This window comes from Pseudomonas sp. PD9R (assembly GCF_019200975.1).
In the GTDB taxonomy this organism is placed as follows: Bacteria; Pseudomonadota; Gammaproteobacteria; order Pseudomonadales; family Pseudomonadaceae; genus Aquipseudomonas.
In genome coordinates, this window is the sequence record NZ_JAHTMR010000006.1 from 290,912 (window position 1) to 306,748 (window position 15,837).

Sequence of the window (15,837 nt, forward strand, 5' to 3'; positions counted from 1 at the left end):
AGGGAGACATGCCGGTTATGGCAATAGAAAGGCATGTCATTTGTTTGACCGGTGCTTTTGGCTTTATAGGTCAGCATCTTCTTCCAATGCTGATAGGGCAGGGGGTGACGGTCCGCATATTGACTCGCAATGTAGGTCGAAATGCGGTGGAGGGCGTTGAGACCCATGTTGGCGATCTTTTCGATCCCATCAGTCTCGGAGCATTCCTGGCGGATGCTCGATTGTTGATCAATCTCGCCCATCCTTCAGGTCAACTGTCTGATGAACGTTACTCCGAAGGCATTGGCAATCTTGCCAAAGCTGCCAAGCAGGCAGGCGTACACCGCGTGCTGCATATCAGTACTGCAATGGTTGTCGGCGTCCCGCCGCAACGAGTAGTCAGCGAGTCAACGACAGAGCATCCCGTCACAGATTACGAGCGACAAAAGCTGAATGCGGAGAAAATTTTTCACCGCGAACTGCACGGCATCGCCGATCTAGGCATTTTACGGCCTACTGCCGTTTTTGGTCGCGGAGGTCAAAATCTGTTGAAATTGGCTGGCACGATTGCAGGGAACAGCTTTTTTTCGAGAAGACTGTTCCGTTTCATTCATGGCCAACGTCATATGCATCTGGTGAGTGTCAATGAGGTTGTGGCTGCGATCGTTTTTCTGGCTTTCGGGAAAAGACCCCTGGAGGGGAATGTTTTTTTGATTTCAGCAGATGATGAACCAACCAATCATTACCAGGCGGTTGACTCTATTCTAGGTGCGGTGTTGGGTAAGCCCATGCCTGACTCCGGACTGTGTTTGCCTGCCACTGTACTGAAAACCTTGCTCAAGTTGGTGGGGCGTTCCCAAGCCGACCCTCGGTTAATTTACGATGCCGGAAAATTGTATTCTTGGGGATTTCGTCGATCGGTGGATTTCGAGGCGGAACTTCAATATTTCGCACAAAACTATCTAGCCGAGAATTGCACCTCTTGAAAATTTTGCATGTGTCGGACGCCATCGATCCTTCTCTCGGTGGCGGAACGGCGGAGCGTACTTTCCAGTTGGCCTTGGCGCTGCACCGTGCCAACGTCGCCTGTACAGTGCTTTGTACAGAATTGGGGTTGGGAGACAAGCGTAAAGCAGAGCTTAGGAACATTGAACTCGTTGCCGTGCCGACACTGATCCGGAGATTTTTGACGCCTCTGGTTTCCTATCGGCGGATAAAGGGTCTTGTGGCTGATGCGGACGTCATTCACGTCACCGGACACTGGAGTGTCCTTGGCGCCATGGTTTGTTTAATTGCCCTTAAGTTGGGTCGCCCCTACGTTTATTGTCCCGCCGGGTCGTTAAGGGTCTTTGGTCGATCAGCGTTACTGAAGAAAATTTACAACCGGGTGGTGGGCAAACGTATTGTGCAAGGGGCTTCTCGCTGCCTGGCGGTGACTAACCTTGAACGCGAGCAATTCACTGAATATGGCGTCGATGACTCACGGGTAGAGCTTCTGCCAAACGGCGTCCAACCCACTCAATCCATTACCAATCCACAAGCCTTCAGAGACGCTCATAGTCTTCACAACCGACAAATTATCTTGTTTCTTGGTCGTCTGAGTCCGATCAAAGGTCCAGATCTGCTCCTTGCCGCCTTCGCCAAGATCGCCAAACAGTTGGGGAATGTTCATTTGGTGTTCGCAGGACCCGATGGCGAGTTGAGCGCGCAGCTAAGAAACTCTGTTATTGAGACCGGGTTATCCAATCGCATTTCCTTTACTGGTTTCCTGGCCGGTCAGGAGAAACAGGATGCCCTGGCTGCGGCTAGCTTGTTGGTAGTACCGTCCCGTCAGGAGGCGATGTCTCTAGTGGCGCTTGAGGCAGGGTTGTGCGGTACTCCCGTGTTATTGACTGATCAATGTGGTTTCGATGAAGTACAAGAATTGGATGGTGGTCGTGTCGTCGCCGTGGATGTCGACGCCCTTGCCGAAGGGATGCGGTTCATGCTTCAAGACCCAGAGCGCTTGAGTGCTCAAGGTCAACGACTGCGCGCCGCGATACTGTCTCGTTACACTTGGGACGGACTGACCCAGCAAGTTCTTGTGCTGTATAGCAAGCTAGTATTCGAGTCTCGAAACGCTGTTAATAGGGTCTGAAGACTGTGAAGTTACTCATCGTTTCCCAATATTTCAGCCCTGAACACTTCATTATCAATGATATCGTTCGGGTACTTGTCACCCAAGGGCATGAAGTGGTGGTGGCTACTGGTAAGCCCAACTATCCGGACGGGGAAATTTTTCCTGGTTATCGCGCTTGGGGTTGTCAGCGAGAACGGTATCTTGATTGCGTCGATGTTGTGAGAGTGCCGTTATGGCCGCGCGGCAAAGGCGGAGCTAAAAATATGGTTCTCAATTATTTGTCGTTTGTCATTGCTGGGCTGGCTCTTTTCCCCTGGCTACTGAGAAAGCGAGAGTTTGATGCCATTTTGGTGTTCGCTCCGTCGCCTATCACCCAGGCAATACCCGCCATCGCCCTCAAATGGTTGAAGAAGGCGCACCTTGCTTTGTGGATACAGGATCTGTGGCCAGAGAGTCTCGCGGCAACGGGGTTTGTGAAAAACCGATTTTTGTTGAAAGTGGTTGGCTCATTGGTCAGGTCGATCTACTCCGGCTGTGATCGATTGCTGGTTCAATCTCATGCGTTCATCGATCCTGTGGCTCACTACGCCGCTCGAGATAAAATTGTTTATTACCCTAATTCAATAGATACCTTTTCACCCCGAGCCGATGTGCCAATTCCGCATGAGCTGTCCTCGGTACTTGAGCAGAATTTTTGCGTGGTATTTGCTGGCAATCTTGGCACGGCCCAAGCTTTGGACACCCTGTTGCAAGTGGCAATTCAACTGCGTGATGAGGGTGATATCCGTTTGGTGCTTATTGGCAGCGGTAGTCGCTTGGATTGGCTCAAGGCGCAGAAACAGGCTCACGGTCTGGATAATCTGATTTTGCCAGGTCGCTTTCCCGCTGAAGCGATGCCGGGTATTTTTTCGCGCTCCGCCGCGCTACTGGTTTCGCTCAATGATGAGCGTATTTTCAGCCAAACCATTCCGAGCAAAATTCAAGCTTATCTGGCGGCAGGAAGGCCGATCATTGCCTGTTTGAACGGTGAGGGGGCTCGCATTGTCCTAGAAGCTCGTGCGGGGCTTTCCTCACCGGCTGAACAGGTGTCGCCGTTAGTGGCTGCTATCCGTGAGATGCACAGTCTGGATGAAGTCGAAAGAGAAACGATGGGGCGATCTGGCCGAGCCTATTTTGAACAGCATTTCGACATGGGTAACCAAGTTCGACGCCTGATAGATCTACTTCAACGCTAAGAAGACGAGTGTTGTTTTGCCACAGACTTATATTTTGGTACCAGGCCCTTGTGAAAAAATTATTCATTTTTCCTGATGTGTTCATGGCCAATATTTTCGCCATGATCCTAATCATGATTGGCTTGAGTCTGTTCGGCAGGCCGGAATTAGCTTGGGACTTCGGTATTGTCTACGCCGCTACTGTAGCTCTCTTTTACTCATTTTCCGGTAATGCCAGGAGCATCTTCCTAGCCGGAAATAGGCAGGTAGACAGCGCCTATATCCTGCGATCGCGCTGTTTTATAGTACTGCCGCTCTGTGTTTTAAATTTTGTGCTTCTCGTCTTCCTCAACAGAGCATTTGATCTGCTGAGCACACGCACAGCGCTAGTTCGTCGAGGCGCAAGAGTGCAGGCTAAAGGGAAGGTTGGGCATGCGGTCGTGCCTGCTTTGATCACTATTTTGATATGTGATATGAATGTGCGGCTTTGACGCTTGGATGACCTACGCTGAGTTGAAAAAACTCAGGATACTCTCGAATTCAGGTGCCTGACATTTGAAAAATCTATTCATTTTTCCTGCCGCATTCATGGCCAACACCTTCGCCATGATGCTGATCATGATTGGCTTGAGCCTATTTGGCAGGCCGGACCTGGCTGCGGACTTCGGTATTGTCCACGGTGCTACGGTGGCGCTTTTTTACTCGTTTTCCGGTAATGCCCGAAGCATCATTCTGGCCAGAACGAGGGTCGTAGACAGCGCTTACATTTTGCGCTTGCGTTGTTTATTGGTAATTCCTCTCGGTGCTTTGGCCTTTGTGCTCAGTATCGGGTTGGTGGCTTCAGGTTGGCTGTTTGTCCTGTTGTTGATTGTGCGCCGCGCGTGTGAATGGTTGGCGGAAGTCTTTCTCAGCGAGCAGGAGCACGATCATCAGTCTACGCAGGCGGTACGTTTTTTTCTTACCCAGGGCGTAGCAAGCCTCTTGGTGTTGTTGGCGCTTTCTTTTGATAGCACCGTTGGCCTCTGGGTGCTGGCTGTATGGGCCGTTACGCCGCTTTGTTGGTGCATTCGTCCTCAGATGTTCGCGGCGGCATTCAAAAAAACTCCTCATGGGAAGAAGTATTTAAAACTACTGTTGCCGCATTTTGGTTCGACGGCAGCGATCGGTGTTTCAGTCTACGTGTTCAGGCTTTTTATTGTTCTTCTGGTTGGAAGGCATATGGCCGGTGACCTTTTCTCGGCCTTCGCTCTCGGGGGCATACTCGGGGCGGTATTTACCCAGGCGTTGGGGCCAACCTTGGTGCGTAACGAGAGCAATTCCGGACGTTCGAGTCCTTTGGTGCGGTGGGTAAACCTGATCGTTGGGGGCTCACTATTAGTGGGGGTACTGGTTGCTGCGATGGCGCTACTGCGGCCGGAATTACTGCTGTGGACCGGAAAGGGAGGATTGTTTTGGTTGGCGGTAGGTTGCTCGCTTACGGGGGGGGCAATCATGGTTAAAGCTCAACGAGTACGGTTACGCTTACTGCAAAATAGCGAAAGTCAGGATGCTTTTGGTTCTGATATGCTAGCCAATATCTTGCTTATCGGTTGTATCCCGTTTCTTTTTTACGGCCTGGGAGCCACCTCGTTGGCTGGGCTTTACTTGTTGGGGGCTATATTGTCGTTAGTATTCTACGTAAGCGAAAAGGACGGTCTTTTCAGTGCCAAAGTGTTAAAAACGGCGGGGCGATGGATTTTGCCAGGTTTAGCATTTGTATTGTTTATTCCTTTGTTTTTCCAGTTGTCTGGCGGGATTTATCAAGGGGAACACCCTTATTTTTCCAGTGAAGGAAAGCTGGCATTATTGCCTATTCCGGTTTCAGTGCTGGCATGTTATGCAGGCATTGTCATTTTGGGTGGTTACACAAAAGCTCGCTTGTCGCTGATTACCGTATTTTTTCTGTTTATGGGGATGTTATTTACAAGCTTGCTGTTGGCAGCAGAGTCCGGTATCGAAACGCAATCAAAGTTGATTTTGCTTGTTCAGTATATTCTCCCTGTGTTTGCGCTTGTGCTTGGGCAGCAATATGGCATGGAGAAGGGCGCTATTTCAAAGATGGCTAAAGTGTGGTTTTTCATTCTTTTGATTTTCGTGCCGTTAGAAACTATATCGACGATGGCAAAAAATATCGGAATTTTGTCTCCGTCCGTGTACTTGTTTAGCATTTATCAGCACTTGCAATATGTGCCAGTTATTTTTGCCGGCGGGTATGTCATTGCATTGTTTGCTCTGTCCGAGGAGGCGGGTTATCGGAAGGGGTTGTTGCTGTTGTCAGTTATCATTGGGATGTATGCAGCCTTCGCGTTTTCTATGCTTGCGTACGCTTTGATTGTGACGGGAGTGCTGGTTTTCTTTATTCGCAGCTTGCTATTAAGAAAAGGCATTTGGCATGGTGCGTCGATGGTGCTAATGGTGGGTCTGGGTATCGCCATGAGTCTTGCCTTTGTCAATGGTGCATTCTTGCGGGCGAAGTTCGGCATCGATCTGTCGTTCGTTTCTAGCATTCCCGGTGTTTCTGGCGTTGCTAATATTTTTGGTGTCCACATATCGGCGAAGGAAATTACAGAGGCGCCTACAGTTCTAAATAACCGTGATGAACGACTGGTATATTGGCATTTCTATCTCTCCCAGATCTTCGACAGTTTCAGCTCGTTTTGGCTAGGTCATGCGGGCGCTCCGGATAGAACCAAGTTTCCGAGCGCGCATAATTATTATCTCGATTTTATCTATAATTTTGGCTTTCTAGCGGTTTTACCGCTTTTAGGATTAGTAGCGTTTACAGTGTGGAATGCGGTGCGTAACACTTTCCGTATCTGGGCGTCCTCTGAGGTGCTCGGTGTGCTGGGTGTGGTTCTGTTTTTTGTGCTTGCGGACAACATGTTGAAGGTAGGCATGCGCCAGCCTTATCCTGGAATAATAACGTTTTTTCTCTGGGGTATTATTCTTACGGTTCTTTCCCAGTACAGGAGTGGGAAGGCAGAAAGTGAGAATGATGGAGTATTAGTTGATAGAAAAAATGAAGAATAAAGTGTTTGATCGTCCTCCCAGGTGTTGCCGTGGGGATTCTCGACTATAGGCGCTCTCGATTCGCTTCCTGAGTCGATGTATATTTGTTTGACTGTGTAAAATATTCTGAGAGTTCGCATGAAAATTTTGGTGCTGGGTATCACTGGCATGCTGGGCAGTGCGGTCTTCAGGACATTCAGCTCTGATCCAGAGCATGAGGTCTGGGGGACATTGCGCAGCTCGGCGGGGAAGAGGAACTTCCCCGAAGCAAGCCGCGAGCGCTTGCTCTCTGGCGTTGATGTGCTGGATCAGGACGCGCTTGTGGCTGCGTTTACCCAGGTGCGTCCGGACGTGGTTATCAATTGTGTCGGCTTGATCAAGCAGCTGGCTGATGCCAAGGACCCGCTGACGGCGCTGCCGATCAACGCCATGTTGCCGCACCGACTGGCGCGGCTCTGTGCGCTGAGCGGTGCGCGCCTGATCCAGGTCAGTACCGATTGCGTCTTCTCTGGCAGCAAAGGCGGCTATCTGGAAAGCGATCTTTCGGATGCCGAAGACCTGTATGGCAAGTCCAAGTACATTGGCGAGCTGCACGATCTACCGAATGCAATCACTCTGCGAACCTCGATCATCGGGCACGAGTTGGGTTCCAGTTACTCTCTGGTGGACTGGTTTCTGGCTCAGGAGGGGAGTGTGCGCGGTTTTTCCGAAGCTATCTTCTCCGGTTTGCCCACCGTTGAGCTGGCTCGGGTGATGAAAGACTTCGTCCTGCCGCACCCGGAGCTAAATGGCCTGTATCATGTCGCCGCAGAGCCGATAGCCAAGCTGGACTTGTTGACCCTTATTGCCAATCAATATGGCAAGACTATCGAGATCCGCCCAGACGCCACATTGGTGATTGATCGCTCGCTCAACAGCGAACGCTTCACCCAGGCGACCGGGTACAAAGCCCCAATCTGGCCTCAGCTTATTGAGCTGATGCACGCCACTCGCTAACGAATTCGGAAGGTTTACATGTTCGACGACAAGGTATTGATGATCACCGGTGGTACCGGTTCTTTCGGCCATACGGTCCTCAAGCGTTTTCTCAATACCGCTGTGCGCGAGATTCGCATTTTCAGTCGTGACGAGAAGAAGCAGGAAGACATGCGCATTGCCTTGGCCAATGACAAGGTCAAGTTCTACATCGGCGATGTTCGAGATTACGACAGCTTGGCCCAGGCCATGGTCGGTGTGGATTACATCTTCCACGCCGCGGCCTTGAAGCAGGTTCCATCCTGCGAGTTCTATCCAATGGAAGCGGTGCGCACCAACGTACTCGGCACCGAGAACGTACTGAACGCCGCCATCGCCAGCGGTGTTAAGCGGGTTGTGGTGTTGAGCACTGACAAAGCGGTCTATCCGATCAACGCCATGGGCATCTCCAAGGCGATGGCCGAGAAGTTGATGGTGGCCAAGTCGCGCATGATCCCGACCACGGGCCCGGTTATCTGTGCGACGCGTTATGGCAACGTCATGGCCTCGCGTGGCTCGGTGATTCCGTTGTTCGTCGATCAACTTTACAAAGGTGAAGTGCTGACGGTTACAGACCCGGAAATGACCCGCTTCCTCATGTCGCTTGAAGACTCGGTCGATCTGGTTCTGCACGCTTTCGAGCATGGTCAGCAAGGTGATTTGTTCATCCAGAAAGCCCCGGCCTCTACCGTCGGCGACCTGGCCGAGGCGCTCAAGCAGCTGTTCGGCAAAACCAACGAGGTCAAGGTCATCGGTACTCGCCACGGCGAAAAACTCTACGAATCGCTGGTGTCCCGCGAAGAAATGGCCAAGGCCGAGGACATGGGGCGTTACTACCGGATTCCGGCGGATAACCGTGACCTGAACTACAAGAAGTACTTTGTCGAAGGTGAACAGCGGATCTCCGAGCTGGACGATTACACCTCCCACAACACGACACGCCTGGACGTATCGGGGATCAAGGAGCTTCTGCTCAAGCTCGACTACATCAAGGAGCAGCTCAATGCTTAAGGTCATGACGCTGGTTGGCACGCGTCCCGAGCTGATCAAGATGAGCCGTGTTATCGCTGAACTGGATCGCCAGGTCGATCATGTCCTGGTGCACTCCGGGCAGAACTACGATTACGAACTCAATCAGGTGTTTTTCGACGACCTGGAGATCCGCAAGCCGGATCACTTCCTCGGTGCTGCCGGCGATACCGCCGCCAAGACCATCGCCGAAGTCATCGCCAAGTCGGATGAAATCTTCGAGCTGGAAAAGCCTGATGCATTGCTGCTGTATGGCGACACCAATACCTGCCTGGCGGTGATTTCCGCCAAGCGTCGCAAGATCCCGGTGTTTCATATGGAGGCGGGTAACCGCTGCTTCGATCAGCGTGTGCCTGAAGAACTGAACCGCAAGGTGCTGGACCACCTCAGTGACATCAACATGGTGCTCACCGAGCATGCTCGCCGTTACCTGATTGCCGAGGGTATTCGCCCGGAAACAATCATCAAAACCGGCTCGCACATGCAGGAAGTCCTCGACTACTACATGCCGAAGATCGAGCAGTCCGATGTGCTGGCGCGCAGTGGCCTGGAGCAGGACAAGTTCTTTATTGTCAGCGCCCATCGTGAAGAAAACGTCGATACGCCGGACAATCTGCGCGATCTGCTGGATACCCTGCGGGCCCTGGCTGATCACTATGGTTTTCCAGTGATCGTGTCGACTCATCCTCGTACGCGCAAACGTCTCGAAGCCTTGGGTGAATCGCTTGATCACCCGTTGATCCGCTTCGTTAAGCCGTTTGGTCTGCTGGATTACATCAAGCTGCAAATGTCGGCGTTCTGCGTGCTTTCCGATAGCGGCACCATCACCGAAGAAGCTTCGCTGCTGAATCTGCCTGCCGTCACCCTGCGCAATGCCCATGAGCGTCCAGAAGGGATGGATGAAGGCACGCTGATCATGAGCGGCCTGAAGCGCGGTTCCGTGATGGATGCGGTGCGTGTGATCACCAGCCAGCATTCTCGCGAGCAGCGCAAAGTGCCACTGGTGCCTGACTATAAAGGTGGGCCGGTGTCGTTGCAGGTGGTTCGTGTGGTGCTGAGTTATACCGACTACATCAATCGCACGGTGTGGAGCAAGGCTTGAGCCCACTATGATGCGAGTCCTTTTAACGGGGGCCAGCGGTTTTGTCGGGGCTGCGGTCCAGGCTAATCTGCTGGCAGATCAGCGGTTTTCGCTGCGCTCAGTCTATCGACGGGTACCGACGCAGGTGCCGATCGGCCTGGAGGTCAGTCAGGTGCCCGGACTTGAGCCGGACACCGACTGGCAAGTGCCGCTTGAGAACGTCGAGGTGGTGATTCACTCTGCCGCCCGCGTTCATGTCATGAACGAGAACGAAGCCGATCCACTGGCCGCTTTTCGGCGTGCCAATGTGCAGGGGACGTTACGTCTGGCGGAGCAGGCAGCCCAGGCCGGGGTTCGTCGATTCATCTACCTGAGTTCAATCAAGGTCAACGGTGAAGGCACGCTGCCCGGCCACCCTTATACGGCCGATGACCAGCCCGCCCCTCTGGATCCCTATGGCGTCTCCAAGCTGGAGGCCGAGCAGGCATTGCAGGCCCTGGCGGCGAAAACCGGCATGGAAGTGGTGATTATTCGCCCGGTACTGGTTTATGGCCCTGGGGTGAAGGCCAACTTTCGCAACATGATGGGTTGGCTCAATAAGGGTGTGCCATTGCCGTTGGGTGCCATTACCAACAAGCGCAGCCTGGTGGCATTGGACAATCTCGTCGACCTGGTAGTGACCTGCATCCAGCATCCCGGCGCGGCCAACCAGGTTTTCCTGGTCAGTGACGATGAGGACCTGTCCACCAGCGAACTGCTGCGGCGTATGGGCCGGGCTTTGGGTCGGCCGGCGCGACTGTTGCCATTGCCGATGTGGCTGTTGAGCACCACTGCGCAACTGCTGGGGAAGAAGGCCTTGTCCCAGCGTCTCTGTGGATCGCTGCAGGTCGATATCCGGAAAACCAAAGCATTGCTCGACTGGACGCCGGCGATCGGTGTGGATGGTGCGTTGGCCAAGACCGCGAAAGACTTTCTGGAGCAGCGGGTGTGAGAGGGAGCGTGTGGTTTGCTAACAGGAAGTCGAGCAAAGGAAAATCTTGTAATGCGTGAGCGTTTATTAAGCCTGCCACGAAGCTACAAGCGTGCCTTGCAGTTGCTGGTTGATGTTGTGCTGGTCTGGGCTGCGCTCTGGCTGGCGTTTGTCGTGCGTCTGGGGATTGAGCGGCCAGTCAATCCTCTCGGCAGTTATGCCTGGTTGTTCGTCGCCGCGCCGGTCATTGCGATCCCCATCTTTATCCACCTCGGCTTGTATCGTGCGGTGATGCGTTATTTTGGCAATGACGCCCTGATCAGTATCTTCAAGGCCGTAACATTGTCGGCCCTGATGTTGACGGTCTACGTTTATTTGTACCGCCCGGATGTATTGGTACCTCGCTCGCTGATCATCAATTACTGGTGGTTGAGTTTGTTAATGATTGGCGGCCTGCGCTTGTTCATGCGCCAGTATTTTCTCGGCGACTGGCTTCTTGCCGGACAGCACGTGCCCTTCCTGCGCCAGGATGACACCTCTCCCAAGGTCGCAATCTATGGTGGCGGGGCTGCCGGCAATCAGTTGGCTGCAGCACTGCGCATGGGCAAGGCGATTCGTCCGGTGGCCTTTATCGACGATGACGTAAGTATTGCGAGTCGGGTGATCGCCGGGCTCAAGGTCTACACGTCAGCGGATATTGACCAGATGATCGAGGATACCGGCGCAACGGAAGTATTGCTGGCCATCCCCTCGGCGTCGCGCGCCAGACGGCGTGAGATCCTCGCCGCGCTTGAATCTTATCCCGTGCATGTGCGGACGATTCCAGGGTTCATGGACCTGGCCAGTGGCCGGGTCAGTGTCAGCGATCTTCAGGAAGTCGATATCGTCGACCTGCTTGGACGAGACACGGTTGCGGCCCAGCAAACGCTTTTCGAGCGCTGCATCCGTGATCACGTAGTCATGGTCACAGGGGCCGGCGGCTCGATCGGTTCGGAACTGTGCCGGCAAATCCTTACCAGCAAGCCAACGGCGCTGGTCCTTTTCGAGCACAGCGAATTCAATCTCTACACCATCCAGATCGAGTTGGAAAAGCTGATTCACAGCGAGGGGCTGACCCTGGAGCTGGTGCCGATCCTCGGTTCGATTCGCAACAGTGAGCGGCTGCTGGATGTGATGCGCACCTGGAGCGTGAAAACGGTGTATCACGCGGCGGCCTATAAACACGTGCCGATCGTCGAGCATAACGTTGCCGAAGGCGTGCTGAACAATGTTCTCGGAACCTTGCAGACCGCGCAGGCGGCCGTGCAAGCGGGGGTCGAGCACTTCGTGCTGATTTCCACCGACAAGGCGGTGCGGCCTACCAATGTCATGGGGAGCACCAAGCGGCTGGCTGAAATGACGCTGCAGGCGCTCAGTCGTGAGTCCCATCCGCTGCTGCTGGGTGAGCACATCACGGCGCCTTGCGCCAACACCACCCGGTTCACCATGGTGCGTTTCGGCAACGTGCTGGGCTCGTCCGGTTCTGTGATCCCGCTGTTCCGCGAGCAAATCAAGGGTGGCGGGCCGATCACGGTGACTCATCCAAACATGACCCGCTATTTCATGACCATTCCCGAGGCCGCGCAACTGGTGATCCAGGCGGGCTCCATGGGCCAGGGCGGGGACGTGTTCGTGCTCGACATGGGGCAACCGGTGAAGATTGCCGACCTAGCGGAAAAAATGGTCCACCTGTCCGGCCTTTCCTTGCGTAGTCCGGAGCGCCCTAACGGTGACATTGCGATCGAATTTACCGGGTTGCGCCGTGGCGAAAAGCTCTATGAGGAGCTGTTGATCGGCGACAACGTAAGCCCGACCGAACACTCGATGATCATGCGTGCCGACGAGGAACATCTACCGTGGGAGGACTTCAAGCTGGCGATTTCTGCCCTATTGAAGGCTGTCGCGGAGGATGACTATGGGCAGGTCCGCACGCTGCTGTGCAGTACGGTCAACGGCTACGTGCCTGAGTGCCATATTGTCGACCTGATTCATCAACGTCGACAGGCGATAGAGAGTTCTGAGGGCGATTGATAGATACGCCACCATTTTTGAAACCCGTTAACGCTGGAATCAAATCTTGAGAGCAGACGCCCACGGCGCTGTTCGCAGAAGGCACCTTTCGAAGGTGCCTTTTTTTTGCGTGCGAAAAAGCACCTCACCGACTTCAAGTCATCGTACGACTTGCCGATAACGAGCTGTCGGTGCACGGCCCTGCACTCCAGCCAACAAAAACAAAGGCATTCGTTATGTTTCTTCGTCAGTTGAATATTGCCCCCCGTGCTGCACTGGGGTTTGCCTTGATCGCGGTGCTAGTGGCGCTGCTCGGAATATTTGCGTTGGGGCAAATGTCGAGCATCCGCAACAGCGAGGTGGCGGTGGAGAAACAGTGGCTGCCGAGCATTCGCGGCGGTGACGAAATTCGCGAGATCATGCTGCGCATTCGTACGATCTCTCTGCGCATGGCCCTGGACCAGGACCCGAAGAACATTGCGCAATACCGTAGCCAGATGGATACCCGCGACAAGGATCTGAGCGAAAAGATTGCCGCCTACGACAAGCTGGTCACCACAGCTGAAGGCAAGGCGTTGTACGAACAGTTCAAAAGTACCTTCACCGCCTATCGTGCCGGTATCGCCCAATCTTTCTCCCTGGCCGAGCAGGGACGTCGCGACGAGCTGACCAAATTATTGCTGGTCGACATGAAAACCGTCGTCGATGGTTCCGGCAAACAACTCAGTGATTTGGCGGATCTGTTCACCAAACAAGTCGCCGCTGAAAGCGACAAATCCAAAGACCACTACGAAACGTCGCGCATGATCGTCAGTCTGTTTGTCGCCCTGGCAGCGCTGGCGACAGTAGGCCTGGCCATGCTGCTGACCCGTAGCATCGTGCGCCCCCTGACTGAAGCCGTGACCGCCGCAGAACACGTGGCACAGGGTGATTTGACCCGTCCTATCGAAACCCACGGCAATGACGAAGTGAGTCGTTTGCTCAAGGCGTTGGCGACCATGCAGCAGAACTTGCGGGAAACCTTGCAGGGTATCAGCGGTTCGGCGACGCAATTGGCTACGGCGGCCGATGAGCTGAATGCCGTCACCCTCGATAGCACCCAGGGCCTGCAACAACAGAACAACGAAATTGAACAGGCTGCCACGGCAGTCAATGAAATGACCGCCGCCGTGGAAGAGGTCGCGCGTAACGCAGTGTCCACATCGGATGCCACCCGCCAGTCCAGTGAGTCGGCGCATCTGGGGCAGGAACGAGTCAGCGAAACGGCCAGTGCGATCAGTTCACTCGCCAACGACGTGCAAAGCACCGGTGAGCTGGTCCAGTCGTTGGCCAATCAATCACAGGATATCGGCAAAGTGCTGGATGTGATTCGTGCCATCGCCGAGCAAACCAACCTGCTGGCGCTTAACGCAGCGATTGAAGCGGCGCGGGCGGGTGAGAGCGGTCGCGGATTTGCGGTGGTGGCTGATGAAGTACGGGCGCTGGCTTATCGCACGCAGCAATCGACCCAGGAAATCGAACAAATGGTGCAAGGCATGCGCAACGGTTCGAGTCAGGCCCTGGATGCCATGAACACCAGCGTCTCTCGTGCCGCCAGTACGCTGGTGCTAGCCGAGCGCGCAGGTGATGCGTTGCAAACCATCACCGCATCGGTGCATCAGATTCATGAACGCAACCTGGTAATCGCCAGTGCCGCTGAAGAACAGGCGCAAGTGGCGCGTGAGGTTGATCGCAATCTGGTGAATATTCGCGATCTGTCGGTACGATCCGCTGCTGGGGCTAATCAGACCAGTGCGTCGAGCCATGAGCTGTCGCAACTGGCCAATGCGTTGCAGGGCATGGTGCGGCGTTTCCGGGTGTAAAACTGCGGGACGGTTTCTGTAGGAGCTGCCGAAGGCTGCGATCTTTTGACGTTGCTTTTTGAACGGCAAGATCAATAGATCGCAGCCTTCGGCAACTCCTACAGTGGTCAGGTTATCAGTGCAGTTTGAGCCGTGGCTCGGTTCCGCGCCCGATCTTGCTGCCCAGCATCAGCATCGCCGTGCGGAACGGTCCGTACAACGCCACCTGGTGCATGCGGTACAGCGACACGTAAAACATTCGCGCCAGCCAACCTTCCAGCATCACGCTGCCAGTGAGGTTGCCCATCAAGTTACCCACAGCCGAAAAACGCGACAGCGAAATCAGCGAGCCATAGTCGGTGTATTTGTACTCCGGAAGCGCCTTGCCTTCGATCCGCAGTTTCAGCGATTTGGCGAGCAACGACGCCTGTTGATGCGCAGCCTGGGCGCGAGGCGGCACATTGCGGTCGGTACCCGGCTGCGGGCAGGCCGCGCAGTCACCGAAGGCGAAGATGTTTTCGTCGCGGGTGGTTTGCAGGGTCGGCAGCACTTGCAGCTGATTGATACGGTTGGTTTCCAGGCCATCGATGTCCTTGAGGAAACCCGGCGCACGAATACCCGCGGCCCAGACTTTCAGGCTGGCGTTGATCACTTTGCCATCGGCGGTGATCAGGCTGTCCGACGTCACTTCGCTGACTGCCGCGTTGGTCATGACGTTGACCCCGAGTTTCTCCAGGGTTTTATGCACAGGCCCGCCGATCCGCTCCGGCAGCGCTGGCAACACCCGTGGCCCGGCCTCGATCAGGGTGATGTGCATGTTTTCCGGTTTGATCCGGTCCAGGCCATAGGCGGCCAGTTCATGGGCGGCGTTGTGCAACTCGGCGGCCAGTTCTACGCCGGTGGCACCAGCGCCGACGATGGCCACGCTGATCTGCTCGACCTTGTCGGTCTGCCCAGCGTGTGCGCGCAGGTAGTGGTTGAGCAATTGCTGGTGGAAACGCTCGGCCTGTTTGCGAGTGTCGAGGAACAGGCAATGCTGCGCCGCACCCTGGGTGCCGAAATCGTTGGTGGTGCTACCAACGGAGATCACCAGCGAGTCGTATGGCACTTCACGCGCAGGCACCAGTTCCAGCCCGGCTTCGTCATAGGTGGCGGCCAGCTGGATTTTTTTCTGCGCGCGATCGAGCCCGCTCATGCGCCCCAGTTGGAACTCGAAGTGGTTCCATTTCGCTTGGGCAACATAGTTGAGTTCGTCTTCGGAAGAGTTCAGCGATCCGGCAGCCACTTCATGCAACAACGGTTTCCAGATGTGGGTCAGGTTCGCGTCGACCAGCATCACACTGGCCGTGCCACGCTTGCCCAGAGTCTTACCCAGACGGGTAGCCAACTCCAGACCGCCGGCGCCGCCGCCAACGATGACAATACGATGAGTCATGGGGATATCTCACAAGGCTAAAAGAAATCGGTGCAATTACCCGAGCGAGCGCGAGGCA

The 15,837-nt window shown here is 54.6% G+C and carries 12 protein-coding genes and 1 pseudogene; 12 read left to right on the forward strand and 1 reads right to left on the reverse strand.

All coding sequences use genetic code 11. The features are described 5' to 3' along the window. Positions 1–8 precede the first annotated feature (8 nt). The 12 genes and pseudogenes from KUF73_RS15135 (at position 9) to KUF73_RS31725 (ending at position 14,365) form a co-directional block, all read left to right on the forward strand. Positions 9–965 (forward strand): NAD(P)-dependent oxidoreductase, encoded by a 957-nt coding sequence (locus KUF73_RS15135; RefSeq protein WP_218438873.1) that lies wholly within the window; start codon positions 9–11, stop codon positions 963–965. Further along, positions 962–2,116 carry a glycosyltransferase gene (locus tag KUF73_RS15140; protein ID WP_218438874.1) on the forward strand — a complete coding sequence of 385 codons (1,155 nt, stop codon included), beginning with the start codon at positions 962–964 and terminating at the stop codon, positions 2,114–2,116. The genes KUF73_RS15135 and KUF73_RS15140 overlap by 4 nt, the downstream gene beginning before the upstream one ends. A gap of 5 nt (positions 2,117–2,121) precedes the next feature. After that, positions 2,122–3,333: a glycosyltransferase family 4 protein gene (locus KUF73_RS15145; protein ID WP_218438875.1), complete on the forward strand. Its 1,212-nt coding sequence runs from the start codon at positions 2,122–2,124 to the stop codon at positions 3,331–3,333. Positions 3,334–3,383: 50 nt separating this feature from the next. Beyond that, the gene (locus KUF73_RS15150; RefSeq protein ID WP_218438876.1) at positions 3,384–3,803 is read left to right on the forward strand and encodes a hypothetical protein; all 420 of its coding nucleotides are present in this window, start codon (positions 3,384–3,386) and stop codon (positions 3,801–3,803) included. A 64-nt stretch (positions 3,804–3,867) separates the two neighbouring features. Continuing rightward, complete coding sequence (locus tag KUF73_RS15155) at positions 3,868–6,381, forward strand: hypothetical protein (RefSeq protein WP_218438877.1); 2,514 nt, start codon at positions 3,868–3,870, stop codon at positions 6,379–6,381. A 117-nt stretch (positions 6,382–6,498) separates the two neighbouring features. After that, a complete protein-coding gene (locus KUF73_RS15160; RefSeq protein WP_218438878.1) occupies positions 6,499–7,356 on the forward strand; it encodes an SDR family oxidoreductase in 858 nt (285 codons plus the stop codon). An 18-nt stretch (positions 7,357–7,374) separates the two neighbouring features. Beyond that, on the forward strand, positions 7,375–8,385 hold the full coding sequence (locus tag KUF73_RS15165) for a polysaccharide biosynthesis protein (protein ID WP_218438879.1): 1,011 nt from the start codon (positions 7,375–7,377) through the stop codon (positions 8,383–8,385). Further along, entirely contained in the window at positions 8,378–9,505 is a 1,128-nt protein-coding gene (gene wecB, locus KUF73_RS15170; protein ID WP_218438880.1) for a non-hydrolyzing UDP-N-acetylglucosamine 2-epimerase, read from the forward strand. Before KUF73_RS15165 ends, wecB begins: the two co-directional genes overlap by 8 nt. A gap of 7 nt (positions 9,506–9,512) precedes the next feature. Then, the gene (locus tag KUF73_RS15175; RefSeq protein WP_218438881.1) at positions 9,513–10,475 is read left to right on the forward strand and encodes an SDR family oxidoreductase; all 963 of its coding nucleotides are present in this window, start codon (positions 9,513–9,515) and stop codon (positions 10,473–10,475) included. A gap of 51 nt (positions 10,476–10,526) precedes the next feature. Continuing rightward, positions 10,527–12,524 carry a nucleoside-diphosphate sugar epimerase/dehydratase gene (locus KUF73_RS15180; RefSeq protein ID WP_218438882.1) on the forward strand — a complete coding sequence of 666 codons (1,998 nt, stop codon included), beginning with the start codon at positions 10,527–10,529 and terminating at the stop codon, positions 12,522–12,524. Positions 12,525–12,739: 215 nt separating this feature from the next. Further along, positions 12,740–13,510, forward strand: a pseudogene (locus KUF73_RS31720) (MCP four helix bundle domain-containing protein); the annotation flags it as partial. Continuing rightward, positions 13,502–14,365 (forward strand): methyl-accepting chemotaxis protein, encoded by an 864-nt coding sequence (locus KUF73_RS31725; protein WP_371135483.1) that lies wholly within the window; start codon positions 13,502–13,504, stop codon positions 14,363–14,365. The pseudogene KUF73_RS31720 and the gene KUF73_RS31725, both read left to right, overlap by 9 nt. A 115-nt stretch (positions 14,366–14,480) precedes the next feature. Here KUF73_RS31725 and KUF73_RS15190 read toward each other — a convergent pair whose 3' ends face one another. Next, a complete protein-coding gene (locus KUF73_RS15190) occupies positions 14,481–15,779 on the reverse strand; it encodes an NAD(P)/FAD-dependent oxidoreductase (RefSeq protein WP_218438884.1) in 1,299 nt (432 codons plus the stop codon). Between the last annotated feature and the right edge of the window lie 58 nt (positions 15,780–15,837).